This window comes from Leptotrichia sp. oral taxon 847 (assembly GCF_001553645.1).
Taxonomy (GTDB): Bacteria; Fusobacteriota; Fusobacteriia; order Fusobacteriales; family Leptotrichiaceae; genus Leptotrichia.
Genome location: NZ_CP014231.1, coordinates 1,907,514 through 1,921,162 on the forward strand (window position 1 = coordinate 1,907,514; position 13,649 = coordinate 1,921,162).

The 13,649-nt window shown below is 26.1% G+C and carries 11 protein-coding genes; all 11 read left to right on the forward strand.

The features are described 5' to 3' along the window. Positions 1-17: 17 nt before the first annotated feature. The 11 genes from AXF11_RS08995 (at position 18) to AXF11_RS09045 (ending at position 13,568) form a co-directional block, all read left to right on the forward strand. The gene (locus AXF11_RS08995; RefSeq protein ID WP_068157354.1) at positions 18-3,005 is read left to right on the forward strand and encodes a PD-(D/E)XK nuclease family protein; all 2,988 of its coding nucleotides are present in this window, start codon (positions 18-20) and stop codon (positions 3,003-3,005) included. Then, the gene (locus AXF11_RS09000) at positions 2,989-6,174 is read left to right on the forward strand and encodes a UvrD-helicase domain-containing protein (RefSeq protein WP_068157357.1); all 3,186 of its coding nucleotides are present in this window, start codon (positions 2,989-2,991) and stop codon (positions 6,172-6,174) included. Before AXF11_RS08995 ends, AXF11_RS09000 begins: the two co-directional genes overlap by 17 nt. Before the next feature lie 367 nt (positions 6,175-6,541). Next, positions 6,542-7,477: a 16S rRNA (cytosine(1402)-N(4))-methyltransferase RsmH gene (gene rsmH / locus AXF11_RS09005; protein WP_068157361.1), complete on the forward strand. Its 936-nt coding sequence runs from the start codon at positions 6,542-6,544 to the stop codon at positions 7,475-7,477. Further along, the gene (locus AXF11_RS09010) at positions 7,470-7,901 is read left to right on the forward strand and encodes a hypothetical protein (protein ID WP_068157365.1); all 432 of its coding nucleotides are present in this window, start codon (positions 7,470-7,472) and stop codon (positions 7,899-7,901) included. The genes rsmH and AXF11_RS09010 overlap by 8 nt, the downstream gene beginning before the upstream one ends. 156 nt (positions 7,902-8,057) lie before the next feature. After that, positions 8,058-8,459 (forward strand): hypothetical protein, encoded by a 402-nt coding sequence (locus AXF11_RS09015; RefSeq protein ID WP_068157368.1) that lies wholly within the window; start codon positions 8,058-8,060, stop codon positions 8,457-8,459. 12 nt (positions 8,460-8,471) lie between these two features. Next, positions 8,472-10,052 carry a ribonuclease Y gene (gene rny, locus AXF11_RS09020; protein ID WP_068157371.1) on the forward strand — a complete coding sequence of 527 codons (1,581 nt, stop codon included), beginning with the start codon at positions 8,472-8,474 and terminating at the stop codon, positions 10,050-10,052. A gap of 109 nt (positions 10,053-10,161) precedes the next feature. Next, on the forward strand, positions 10,162-10,638 hold the full coding sequence (locus AXF11_RS09025; RefSeq protein WP_197416822.1) for a GNAT family N-acetyltransferase: 477 nt from the start codon (positions 10,162-10,164) through the stop codon (positions 10,636-10,638). 19 nt (positions 10,639-10,657) lie between these two features. Continuing rightward, positions 10,658-11,437 carry a TIGR00282 family metallophosphoesterase gene (locus AXF11_RS09030; RefSeq protein WP_068157375.1) on the forward strand — a complete coding sequence of 260 codons (780 nt, stop codon included), beginning with the start codon at positions 10,658-10,660 and terminating at the stop codon, positions 11,435-11,437. Between the two features lie 42 nt (positions 11,438-11,479). Beyond that, positions 11,480-12,406 (forward strand): 50S ribosomal protein L11 methyltransferase, encoded by a 927-nt coding sequence (gene prmA / locus AXF11_RS09035; protein WP_068157378.1) that lies wholly within the window; start codon positions 11,480-11,482, stop codon positions 12,404-12,406. An 18-nt stretch (positions 12,407-12,424) separates the two neighbouring features. Further along, positions 12,425-13,132 (forward strand): (d)CMP kinase, encoded by a 708-nt coding sequence (gene cmk, locus AXF11_RS09040; protein ID WP_068157381.1) that lies wholly within the window; start codon positions 12,425-12,427, stop codon positions 13,130-13,132. Positions 13,133-13,286: 154 nt separating this feature from the next. After that, on the forward strand, positions 13,287-13,568 hold the full coding sequence (locus AXF11_RS09045) for an HU family DNA-binding protein (RefSeq protein WP_068157382.1): 282 nt from the start codon (positions 13,287-13,289) through the stop codon (positions 13,566-13,568). Positions 13,569-13,649 lie beyond the last annotated feature (81 nt).

Here is a 13,649-nt window from a genome sequence, read left to right on the forward strand (position 1 = left end):
GATTGAAAGAGGGAAAAATGGAAATAAAATATTTAGGCTTGGGAGCAGATTTAAAAGAATTTTTATTTTGTGAATTTGAAAAAAATGAAAACGTATTGTATGTATTTGAAAATGTTTCAACTTTTTATGAAATAAAAAAGGAGCTTTTACAAAATGTCGAATTTAATGAAAAAATTGGAATTTTTCATAATTTTAAACTTATGAGCGCTTATGATTTTAATGAGAGTCTTTTTTTTACAGATAAAATTTTTATAAAGGAAGAAAAGCAAGTTATCTTTTTTTACAATGCACTAAAAAACAATATTGATAAAAAAATGAAAGTTAAAAATTATTATGATATTATTGATGTGGCTTATAATTATTACAATCTGTTTGCGGAATTGCAAGAATACAAAATCAATGTGGAAAAAATTGAGGTGGAAAACTGGCAGCAGGAAATATTTGAAAATTTAAAGGAGATTGATCGAAGTATCAAGTTGCAAATTGAAAAAAAAGGGTTAATTTTACCATATATGGTTAGGAAAGTTGAAAATATTTCAAAAGAATTTGTGAAGAAAAATAAAAAAATTTATTTTGTGGGGAAAGTTAGTTTTACTCCATTTGAAAAGGAAATGATTGGTGAACTGGAAAAAAGAGGAGTGGAAGTAAAAAATATTTTGCAGCTTTCGGAAGAAGATTTTGACAAAAAAGAATTGAAAATAAAAAAAAGTTTTTCAATTTTAACAAAAGAAAAATTTGACAAAAAAAATATAAATATTGAAATTTGTGAGTATAGTTCTAAATTTAATCAGCTGTTAGGTCTAATAAAAAAATTATCGGACAATAAAAAAAATCAATATCAAATCTATGATATGCAGGATATAAATAGTGAAACTAAAAAAGATTATCAACTACTAAATCAAAATAAAATAGTTTATAATCTTGAAGAAACAATGAAAGAAACTAAAATTTATAAAGTTTTGGATGTACTCTATAAGATTTTAAATGAAGTAAAAGTAGGAAAAAATGAAAGCGGAAAAGAATATATTTTTAAAGTGAAAGAGCTCTATAACGGATTTAAATTAAAAGAGTTTTTAACAACATTTAAAATTGAAGATATTTATTCGTTATTTCAAAAATTTGTCAGAGAAGACTACAAATATTTGTCGCAACAAATGTTAAATAAATATTTGACAAATGAAAGTGAAAATTTGAAAGTCAAAGAGGAAATTTTTTCAGATTTTGAAAAAAAAGTTAAATATTTGAGAGAAGATTTTAAAAATGGGAAAAATGGAAAAGAAGAAAAATATTCAAAAATTTTCGATTCTGTAATTTCAAAAAATAGAAATATTGATGAAAAAAAGTTACAAGAATTGATTTTGTCAAAGAAAGAACAAATTGAATATGAAAGAAATAAATTTTTTGAATTGAGAAAAAATATAAATAAATTTTCTCAATTTTTAAAAGAATTGGAAGAAATTTTTGAAATAAAAGACTTGTCAGATTATTCAAAAGTTTTGGAAGAAATATTTGATAGACAAAAAAAAGAAAGAAAAAATGTAAGAGATAAATATTTTGAGGCGCTTTCAGAAATTGCGGTTTTGGAAGAGTTTGAATTTGATAATCTTTGGGATAAATTTTTTGACAATGAAAATATTTCAGCGGGACTTCTAAAGATGTTTTTAAAATATTTAGACAAAAAAGCGATTAGTTTGGATTTGGAAGAAATTGCAAGCCAAGAAGATGACAGTAAATATAAAATTAATGAATTTAAAACTTTGTCTGAAACAAATAAAAAAAATGTTGTATTTTTGAATTTTCAGGACACTTTTCCAAAAGGCAAAGTCAATAATTATTTGTTTTCACAAATTCAAAGAAAAAAAATGGGACTACTCGTTCCTGAAGATGTAAAATTGATAGAAATTTTTAACTTTTTAAATTCAATTTTTGGAGCGAAAAATGTCTGTTTGTCGTATATAAAAAATTTAGATGAAAATATTGACTGCTCTGGAATTTTAGAAGAGATAAAAATGAAATATGATTTGGAAATAAATGATAAAAACGAAAAGATTTCTGAAGAAGAAGAGATGGAATTTATAAAAAATTATTTTATAAAAAATCATGAAAATAAAAAAATTGGGAAGTTTATACAGTCAAAATTAATTAAGGATGTAGAGGAATTAAAAAATAAAAAAATAACTCTAGGCTATTATGATTACAAACATCTGAAAGAATCAGAGTACGCTTATTACATTGATAAAAAATTGGGGAAAGTTGAAAAAGAAAAAATTGAAGAAGTTATAGATGCAAAATTTTTCGGAACAATAATTCACTCAATTTATGAAAATATTGTCAAAAAAAATAAAAAAATACTGGAAAAAGGGAATTTTGATATAAGTTACGAGGAAATTGAAACAGAATTTAAAAAAGGGATACAGTTTTATAAATATAAAATTCCACAAGAATATTTGGAATTTTATAAAAATATTTCATTTGAAGATTTAAAAGCTGGAATAAAAAAATATTTTTTCAATTTATCAAGTAAAATTAGTGATAAAAGTATGATAAAAGTGAGCTCAGAAGAAAGAATAAAAGAAAAATTTGAAAAGGAAATTGATAGCGAAAAATTTGGAAATGCCTCTTTTAATATCTCAATTGATTTGCACATAACAGATGAAAATGAGGAAATTTTAGTGGATTATAAAACTGGAGATTTGAAGCAAAAAAAGATAGAAGATGCATTTACACAGCTAGATTTTTATTCGATAGTTCTAGGAGAAAAGGAATACAAAAAATTTGTCGTGGATGTCTGGGACGGTAAAATTATTTCTGATGGTAGAAAAGACAATAAAAAACTTACAAAAGATGAAGTTTTGGAAGTTTTAAAAAAATATTTTGAAGTTGAAACTGGTAAGAAAGTAAATTTTTACAGATTGGGAGAAAAAAATAATAACCTTGAGAGTTCAAATCAGAAAAAATATGAATTGATATTGCGATGGGAGGATGAAGATGTCAAAACAAGATAGTAATAAAGTAATACTAAAAGCCAGTGCTGGAACTGGAAAGACTTATAGGTTGTCGCTGGAATACATTTACAATTTACTAAAAGATATCAATTACAAAAATATAGTTGTTGTAACTTTTACAAAAAAGGCAACTGCAGAAATAAAAGAGCGGATTTTTGATTTTTTGTACCAAGTGGCGTTTGAAAAAGGGAATGTTTTTGAATTAAAAAAAAATCTGAAAGAAATTTACAGTTTGAATGAGTGTGATTTTGATAAAACAAAGTTACAAAACATTTATTTTGAAATGTTAAAAAATAAAGAAGACATAAGAATTTACACAATTGACAGTTTTACAAACAGAATTTTTAAACAAGCAATTGCTCCTTATTTTGAAATTTCTAGTTTTGAAACTCTTGACAGTGAGAGCGATGATTTTTATGAAAAAATTTTTAAAAAAATAATGGACAATAAAAATTATTACGAAAAATTTGAATTTTTGATTGAAGAAATTGGTGAAAAAAAAGAAATTAAAAATTATGTAAAAGTTATCGAAGAATTGGTGAAACTTCAAAAAAAATATGTGATTGCAAAAAATTTTGAGTTTAAGAAAGAAAAAAAAGACTTAGAAATTTATGATTTTTTGACGCCACTTCAAGAGATTTATTCAGAAGTAAAAAACTTTTCTGAAAAAAAAGGAAAAGAGCTTTCTGAATGCTTTAACAGCGGTTTTTATGAAATTTTTGAGCAATTGAAAAAAGAAAGTGAAAATTCTGATGAGAAAAAAATAGAAATTGTAATTAAAAATTTGGAAGTTTTTTCAATTTCTGAAGAAAAAAATTATTACAGTGGAAAATTTATTCGCGGAAAAACAAGTGAACATTTGAAAGAATTGCAAAATGAATTTTTAGATAAATTGTCAAAATATGTTTTGAAAAATAAAGTATATCCATTTCACAATAAGTTAAAGGAATTTTGTGAATTTTTATATGATTTGGTCAGAAGAGAAAAAATTTCTTCAAAAAAATTTACACATGATGATATTTCAATATACACATATGAATTTATTTTTGACAAAAATTTAAAATTTATTGAAAATAGTAAATTTAGTCAGGATTTTTTTGAGATAATCGGCGGAAATATTGATACAATAATGGTTGATGAATTTCAAGATACGAGTATTTTGCAATGGAAAATTTTAAAACTCATAATGGACTGCGCTAAAAACATCATTTGTGTAGGTGATGAAAAGCAAAGTATTTATGGTTGGCGTGACGGAGAAAAAGAACTTTTTGAAAATCTTGATGAAATAGTAAAAAATTCAAGAGTGGAAACATTAAAAAAATCCTACAGAAGTTACAAAGAAGTAATTGAAAATGTGAATAAAATTTATTTTAATTATGACGAAAACAGTAATTGGAACTATGAAAAAGTGAGTTATAAAGATGATGATAAAGAATATCAAAAAGGATATTTTAAATTTGAAATAAATGAATTAGAAAATAAGAAGTCGCAAAGTGAAACAAGAGTTTTTAGAAAAATTATTGAAATGATTGAAAATAAAGAAATTAAAAATCTTGGAAAAAGTTGTATAATCGCTGGAAAAAATGTATATTTGACTGAAATTGCAAATGAATTAAATGAAAATAACATTCCGTATACCTTGAAAAGCAACAAATCACTTTTGGAACACAGTGCAATTAATCCAATTTATAGACTTATAAAATATTTTTTATATAATAATTTTCAGTATTTATTGGAATTTTTCCGTTCGGATTTGATTGGGGGCTTGAATAGTCACGTAAAATATATTTTGGAAAATAAAAATATTATTGAAAATTTTATGAAAGTTTCAAAAGAAAAAAATTTTGTTTTATTTTTAGAAAATTTTGATTTTAAAAACGAAAATGAGAAAGAAAGATTGATAGAATATAAAAAAATAAATAAAATTGAAAGAAATGGATGGATTTTTTCGGATATTTTGAATAAAATAAAAAAACTAAAGAATTTATCTCAAAAATTAAATTCAAAAACAGAAAAAGAAAATTTTTCGCTGGAAGTAATAAGAGAATTTGAAATAACAAATTTTTATTCGACAAATAGTGACATAAAAAATATTTTTGAGTTTTTTAACATTTTAAAAAGTTACACCAATTTATTTGATTTTATAAACTATATTGAAGAAAAAAAAGAAGACATAAAACAGTTTGGAAGTGAAGATAAAAATGCTATAAACCTTATGACCGTGCATAAGTCAAAAGGACTGGAATTTGATACGATTTTTTACTATAAATGTAAAAGAACAAGTAAGAGTTCAAGAAATGAAACGTCAAAAATAAAGACATTTATTCAGTTTGACAAAAACTTTAAAAAAGTTACAGAATTTTTAGTAACTTTAAAAAAATATGAAAAATTAATTTTAAGACATGAAAAATACAGTAAAATTAGAAAATTAGAAGAGGAAAAAGAAAAAATCGAAGGAATTAATCGAGATTATGTAGCACTTACAAGAGCCAAAAAAAATCTGATTTTGTTATTTGATGTAAAAAAATCAAAAGAAGGTTATTGTGATGAATTAACTAAAAAATTAATCGAAAAATATTCAAGGGAAGATTATTTATGTGGAAATATTTATGAAGAGATTGGAGAAAAAAAAGAAAAGAAAGACAAAAAAGTGTTAGAAATAAAAAAAATACTCCCATATTTTTCAGATAATATCGTAAAAGAAAATAAAAATGATAGTAAAATCAATTTAGAAAAAGAGTTTAAACGAAAAAAAGGACTTGCTATGCACTACTATTTTGAACATATTTTGACAGATGTGGAAATTGAAAAAAAAATCGCAACTTCAGCTATTTTCAGTCGTTATGGGAATATGATTGGGAAAAATAATATTTTTAAAATGATAGAGAGAATGAATAATTTTATTCAAAAAAATCTTGAAATTTATGATCCAAAATACACAGTTTACAACGAATTTGAAATTTTTGACGATGAAAAAATGATAAAAAAAATAATTGACAGAATTAATATTGATGAAAAGAATAAAAAAATTTATATTTTTGACTACAAAACAGGTTACGAGCCTGAAAAAAATGAGAAATATAAAGAACAGATAGAAGATTATAAAAAAATTTTAGCAAGAAAAGTTGGAAAAAGTTATGAAATTGAAGCAAGAATATTGGAAGTTTAATTTTTACTACTTCGCCCAATAAAATTGAATGAGTAAAATATTTAGAGGTAGGTGTGTAAAAATTTTTGTGTAAAGTCAAAATTGATTTTACATTCCTAAAATTACAACTAAAATAAAATAAACACGGTAAGATAATTATACACTAGAAAAATAAAAAAATCTTGACATAAAGTCAAAATTAAAGTACAATTAGGTGAAATTGCTTATTTTAATTTTGAATTTTGACTATATTTTAAAAACAAAAATTAATGTATTTATTTGTTGATTCAAACGAAAATATAATAAATTTGTAGTATAATACAATAATTGTAATAGTTAGTAATTTAAATTGGTTTTAAAATTATAAAACTAAAAGAAAGGAGATTTTATGGAATACCATAAACCAGTGTTATATGATGAAGTCATCGAAAATATTATTACAGATAAAGATGCAATTTATGTTGATTGTACACTTGGTGGCGGTGGTCATACGCAAGGTATTCTTAAAAATTCTTCGAAAAATTCAAAGGTTATTGCAATAGATCAAGATATTGAAGCAATTGAATTTGCAAAAAAGAGACTTGAAAATTATAATAATTTTACAGTATTTCAAGATAATTTTAAAAATATAGATACAGTTGTTTATTTGGCGGGATTTGAAAAAGTTGACAGAATACTTATGGATATTGGAGTTTCTTCTAATCAGCTGGATAACGCAAAAAGGGGTTTTTCTTACAGATTTTGCGCAAAATTGGATATGAGAATGGATAAATCGCTAAAATTGAGTGCTTATGATGTTGTAAATACTTTTTCTGAAAAAGAAATTGCAGATATAATTTATAAATATGGGGAAGAGCCAAAATCCAGAAAAATTGCTAAAAATATAGTGGAATATCGTAAAGATAAAAAAATAGAAACTACAACAGAATTGGCTGACATTGTGATAAGATCGATAGGAAAAAGTATGAAAAGACATCCAGCAAAAAGGACTTTTCAAGCAATAAGAATTTTTGTAAATAAAGAACTGGAAGTCTTGACACAAACATTGGATAAAGCGGTTAAGTTATTAAATGACAAAGGGAAACTTCTGGTAATTACATTTCATTCGCTGGAAGATAGGATAGTAAAAGAAAAGTTTAGGGAATATGAAAATCCTTGTACTTGTCCAAAAGATATACCAATATGTGTGTGTGGGAAAAAAAGTTTGGGAAAAGTGATTACAAAAAAACCTATTGTGGCAAACGATAAAGAATTGACTGAAAATAAAAGAGCGCATTCAGCTAAATTAAGAATTTTTGAAAGGAGAGAAAATAGGAATGAATGATATTTCTAAAGAAAAAAAAATGCAAGTATTGGAAGTTCCAAAAATAACTAATACAGCTAGACAAGTTGCAAATCAAAGAAAAGAGCAAGAGATTATAATTCCTAAGAAAATGAATAAAAGACTTTCAAAAACTGCAGGACTTGATAAAGCAGTGATAAGAAAATTTATTGTTTATATTGGAATTGCAGTAATAGTAGCTTTAATAAAAATTGTAGCAATATATAATGTCAATTCTTTAGATGTTCAATTAAAAAATAAAAATAGAGAACTAAAAGATTTAAAAAAAGAAGTTTCTAGTTTAGAAAACAAATTTTATGACGGAATTGATAGAAGAAGAATGGAAAAGAAGGCGTATGAAGATGGCTTTGTTCCCAATGATCCAATAAAATATATCACAATAGAAAATAAAAATAAGGCAAAATAAAAAATAAATAGAAAAGATGTACATTTAATTTTAAATAAAAAAGTGTATGTCTTTTTTTTAAAAATATAATTTTTCCCTGAAAAAATTGATTATTCGGACTTGAATAACTAAAAAATTTATGATAAAATTAATAAGCGAAGTTTTGGAGGTAGAACTATGAAAAAGTATTTATGTCTAATAATTTTGTTAATTTTTGCGAGTTGTACATCTTTAAATGCCTATAACAAAAATATTTCTCAAATTGAAATTAATAAAATTAACAGTGAAATAACAGATGTTATAACAAATTTAAAAGAAGCTGCAAACTCAAATAGATATGATGAAATAAAAGAGATTTTTTTACCTACATTTAAAAATAATATTATTGTAAAAAAATTGCAAGAATATGACCTTTCAAGTTTAACATTTATTTTTTCTGAACCAAAAGTGAAATCTAATAATAAAGCAATCAGTGTTATGGCTATAAACTATAACACGGCAAGTAATTATTTTAATATAACATGGAAAAAAATGGATGACGGGAGTTGGAAGATTTCAAATGTAGCTGAAAAAAAATAAGAAGGGAGAAAAATGAACATAACAATAGTAATACTTATTTTATTAATTGTTATTTTTTCTTTTTTAGCTTTTCTAGTAGCTTATTTTTGGGGAAGTTCGGTATTTAAAAAAAAGTATGGGGAATTAAGCGAACTTGAACTAAGAATAGTTGATGTCAAAAGAAGACTTGTAACGTCAAAAAGAGAAGTTGAAAGAGAAATTGAGTCTTTTAGAAAAGAAGAAACATTAAAAGTAAAAGAAGAATTGTTAAACGAGAAAAAAATAGCAGATGATGAAATAAAAAAAATTAAATCAGAATTAGCTGTTAAAGAAGAAAGAATTGTAAAAAAAGAAGAAACATTAGAAACAAAAATGGAAAGACTGGAAGAAAAAGAATTAAGAAACGAAAAGTATCGGGACAGACTTGCAAGAAAAGAAAAAGAACTGGATGAAATGATTTTGAGCCAAGAAAAGGAATTGGAGCGAATTTCAGAACTTACTCAGGATGATGCAAGAAAGATTATATTAGAGAAATTAGAAAATGAATTGGATCATGATAAAGCAGTGCTAATAAGAGATTACGAGCATAATTTGGACAGGGAAAAAGATAGAATTTCCAAAAGAATAATTTCTACTGCAATAGGAAAAGCATCGGCTGATTATGTCGTGGATTCAACGATTTCAGTGATACAGCTACCTAGTGAAGAAATGAAAGGTAGAATTATCGGAAGAGAAGGTCGAAATATAAGAGCAATTGAAGCCGCAACTGGAGTGGATTTGATAATTGATGATACGCCAGAAGCTGTTGTACTTTCTTCGTTTGATGGAGTTAGAAGAGAAATTGCTAGAATTGCATTAGAAAAATTGATTTCAGATGGAAGAATCCATCCGACAAAAATTGAAGAAGTTGTGGCAAAAGCACAGCTAGAAGTGGAAGAAAGTGTGCTAGAAGCAGCAGAGCAAGCAATTTTAGAAGTTGGAATTCCAACTCTTCCGAGAGAAGTATTAAAAGTATTTGGAAGACTGAAATTCAGAACGTCATTTGGACAAAATATTTTACAGCATTCGATAGAAGTAGCTCATATAGCAGCTGCACTTGCAGCAGAAATCGGTGCAAATGTGGATGTAGCTAAAAGAGCAGCTCTTCTTCACGATATAGGAAAAGCGTTTTCACATGAGCAGGAAGGGTCACACGCATTAAACGGTGGGGAATTTTTAAGAAAATTTTCTAAAGAAAGTGAAATTGTCATAAATGCAGTTGAAGCTCATCACAATGAAGTTGAGCAGCTAAGTATAGAAGCGGTGTTAGTTCAAGCGGCTGATTCTATTTCTGCGTCAAGACCAGGAGCTAGAAGAGAAACATTGTCCAATTATTTAAAACGATTAGAGCAGTTAGAAGAAATAGCAAACAGTCACGAAGGAATTGAAACTTCATACGCTATTCAAGCAGGAAGAGAACTTAGATTAATTGTTCATCCTGACAATGTTGATGATGATAAAGCTACAATTTTGGCAAGAGATGTTGCAAAAGATATCGAAGAAAAAATGCAGTATCCAGGACAGATAAAAGTAACGGTAATAAGAGAAACTAGAGCGGTAGAATATGCAAAATAGATAAATTAAAGACTGAATTAGTTTTCAGTCTTTTTTATAACAATTTTTGTTTTTTTCCTAAAATAATGAATATTTTAAAATATAAATTTTTTTTAAGGAGGTTTATTTTGTGAAAATAAAAATTAGAAGAGCTAATAAAGATGATATTGATGGATTAAATATACTTTTATATCAAGTCCATGGAGTTCACGTAAATGGCAGACCTGATATTTTTAAAAAAGGCGAAAAGAAATTTAGTGACAAAGAATTGAAAGAATTATTAAAAGATGATACAAAGCCAATCTTTGTGGCAACCGATGAAAATAATAATATTTTGGGACATTGTTTTTGTGTATTTCGTGAAGTGAAAAATGATAAAAGTTTGTGCGACAGAAAAGTTTTATATATTGATGATTTATGTGTGGATAAAAATATTAGAAATAGTGGAATTGGAAAAAAGTTGTATGAATATGTGCTAAATTTTGCAAAAGAAAATAATTTCAATAGTGTTACATTGGAAGTTTGGAATTTTAACGGGAGTGCGCTTAAATTTTATGAAAAAATAGGATTTTTGCCATTGAAAACATTGATGGAAAAACAAATTTAAATTTTGAAAGGAAGATAGAATGAAATTTTTGATAATTGGAGATGTAGTCGGAGAGCCTGGAAGAAATACTTTGTTTAAATTTTTGGAAAAAAGAAAGCAAAATTATGATTTTATAATTGTAAATGGAGAAAACTCAGCTGGAGGATTTGGGATAAATGTAAAAATAGCTGAACAGTTTTTTTCCCATGGAGCGGATGTAATTACACTAGGAAATCATAGCTGGGACAAAAAAGAAATTTATCCATATATAAATGAGCATAAAAATTTAATTAGACCGATTAATTTTTCCAAAGAAGCTCCAGGAAATGGGTTTATAGTAGTTGAGAAAAATGGAGTAAAAGTTGCAGTTATCAATGCACAGGGAAAAGTTTTTATGCCACCGATTGCCTGTCCATTTTTAACTGTGGAAGAAATTTTGCCTGAAATAAAAAAAGAAACGGATATAGTTGTGCTTGATTTTCACGCTGAAGCAACTTCAGAAAAACAAGCTATGGGGTGGAATTTGACTGGGAAAGTATCTGTGGTATATGGAACCCACACGCATACACAAACTGCTGATGAGAGAATTTTACCAGGGGGAACAGCTTTTATTTCTGATGTTGGAATGACTGGCGGACATGATGGAATTTTAGGGATGAATAGAAAAGAAAGCATTCAAAAATTTAAAGATGGGATGCCAAATAGATATTCTGTCTGTAAAGAAAATCCTAAAATAAATGGGATAGAAGTGGAAGTAAACGAAAAAACTGGAAAAGCTTTCTCAATTAAAAGAATAAACATGAGCTATGACGAAATTTAAAAGTAAAAAATTAAAAAAATGAAAAGGCTAAAGAGGAAATAAATGAAGTGGATAAAAGTAAAAATTGATTATTTTTCAGACAACTTGAAAGAGACAAAAGCAAAATTAGTAAATATTTTTGAAGAAGTTGGGATAAAACAAATGGAATTTGTTGATTACTTTTCTGATAATTCCTTGGACTACAGTGTGAATTTTAAAAATAAAAATGATATTTGGAGCATAATTGGATACATCATTTACAATCGTTTTGCACAAACTAAATTAAATATAATTTATGAAAATGTCAATAAAATTTCAAAAGATGATAAAAATTTTATGTCTGAAATTTATACTTTACGGTGTTCTGATGAAGAGTGGCAAGACGAGTGGAAAAAATATTTTCACACAGTGAATATAACACCAAATATCGTAATTAAGCCAAGTTGGGATAATTATGAAGTAAAGGGCAATGAAACTGTGATAGAAATTGATCCAGGACTTGCTTTTGGGACAGGGACTCACGAGACGACTTCACTATGTGTAGAATTTTTAGAAAAATATGCAAAAGGCAAAAATAATTTACTTGATATTGGATGCGGTTCTGGAATTTTAATGCTAATCGCCAAAAAATTGGGGGTTAATAAAGTTACTGGAATTGATATTGATGAAAAAGTTGAAAAAGTTGTCTATGAAAATTTTAGAAAAAATAATATTGAAAATAATTATAAAGTCGTAATTGGAAATTTAGTCGATGATGTTTCCAAAAAGTATGATTTGGTGGTTTCAAATATATTAGTTGATGTTTTGATAGAACTGTTAAAAAATATTGAAAAAACTTTGGAAAATGAAGCAACAGTAATCTTTTCTGGAATTTTAAAGGAAAAAGAAGATATATTTTTAAAAGAAACGCTAAAATATAATTTAAAAAATATTGACAGAAATGAAAAAAATAACTGGGTATCTTTAGTTTTTAAATATAAAAAAATTTAAAAATGAAATGGAGAAAAAATGATAATTGCAATAGATGGACCTGCTGGAAGTGGGAAAAGCACGATTGCTAAAGAGTTAGCAAATGAACTTGACTTTGTGTATTTGGATACAGGAGCGATGTATAGACTTGTCACGTTGAAAGCGTTGAATGAAAAAATTTCATTTGATTCTTTGAAAAATATTGTAGATCTATCAGAAAATAAAAACAATAATTCTGATTTTGAAATTATTCAAAATATGAAAAAAATTTTGGAAAATTTGAATATTGATATTAAAAAAAATAGATTTTTTTTAGATGAAATTGATGTAAGTGATGAGATCAGAAAGCCTGTAGTTTCTGAAAATGTGTCAAATGTTGCAAAAATTAAACAAGTGCGAGAAAAACTAGTTGGTTTGCAAAGAAAGTTTTCTAAATCTAAAAATGTCATTTTGGACGGTCGGGATATTGGGACAGTTGTTTTTCCAAATGCCGAACTAAAAATATTCTTGGTGGCGGATGCAATGGAAAGGGCTAAAAGACGGTACAAAGAGTTAATTTTAAAAAATGAGGACATAACTTTAGATGAGATTTATAAAAATATTTTAGAGCGAGATAAAATTGATTCTACGAGAAAAGAATCACCTTTGGTAAAAGCGCAAGATGCTTTTGAGATTGATACAACTTTTAAGACAATCGAAGAAGTTAAAGATGATATAAAAAGTCTTTTAAGAAAATCAGCCAAATAGATTAATTAAAAATTAAATTTTTAAAAAAATAAAAAAATTTGAAAAAAACACTGGACAAATATTGAAAATAGTGTATAATAACTAAGTAATTTAAAAACACTAGAAGCAGTGTAAATATTAAATTCAGTTAAATAAAATTTTGGAGGTTTAAAATATGTCAAAAAAAGAATTTGTTGATGCTTATGCAAAAGCGACAGGAGAAACTAAAAAGAGAGCTGAAGAATTAGTAAATCAATTTCTTGAAACAGTGGAAGGAGCTTTAGTAAACGGTGATTCTGTTCAGTTTGTTGGATGGGGAACATTTGAAGTAAAAGAAAGAGCAGCAAGAACTGGAATTAATCCTCAAACTAAAAAAGAAATTCAAATACCTGCAAAAAATGTAGTTAAATTCAAAGTAGGTAAAAAATTAGCTGACAACGTAGCAAACGCTAAATAATTAAAAAAGGCTATTTTGATGTGACAACTGTCATTGACAAATAGTCTTTTGTTAATTTTATTAAATAAAATTTTATGGAAG

Excerpts from the sequence above, each read along its gene's own strand:
- rny (WP_068157371.1), top strand. The coding sequence starts at position 8,472 with ATGAACATAACAATAGTAATACTTATTTTATTAATTGTTATTTTTTCT.
- AXF11_RS08995 (WP_068157354.1), top strand. The coding sequence starts at position 18 with ATGGAAATAAAATATTTAGGCTTGGGAGCAGATTTAAAAGAATTTTTA.
- AXF11_RS09045 (WP_068157382.1), top strand. The coding sequence starts at position 13,287 with ATGTCAAAAAAAGAATTTGTTGATGCTTATGCAAAAGCGACAGGAGAA.
- AXF11_RS09030 (WP_068157375.1), top strand. The coding sequence starts at position 10,658 with ATGAAATTTTTGATAATTGGAGATGTAGTCGGAGAGCCTGGAAGAAAT.
- prmA (WP_068157378.1), top strand. The coding sequence starts at position 11,480 with ATGAAGTGGATAAAAGTAAAAATTGATTATTTTTCAGACAACTTGAAA.
- AXF11_RS09010 (WP_068157365.1), top strand. The coding sequence starts at position 7,470 with ATGAATGATATTTCTAAAGAAAAAAAAATGCAAGTATTGGAAGTTCCA.
- AXF11_RS09000 (WP_068157357.1), top strand. The coding sequence starts at position 2,989 with ATGTCAAAACAAGATAGTAATAAAGTAATACTAAAAGCCAGTGCTGGA.
- cmk (WP_068157381.1), top strand. The coding sequence starts at position 12,425 with ATGATAATTGCAATAGATGGACCTGCTGGAAGTGGGAAAAGCACGATT.
- AXF11_RS09015 (WP_068157368.1), top strand. The coding sequence starts at position 8,058 with ATGAAAAAGTATTTATGTCTAATAATTTTGTTAATTTTTGCGAGTTGT.
- rsmH (WP_068157361.1), top strand. The coding sequence starts at position 6,542 with ATGGAATACCATAAACCAGTGTTATATGATGAAGTCATCGAAAATATT.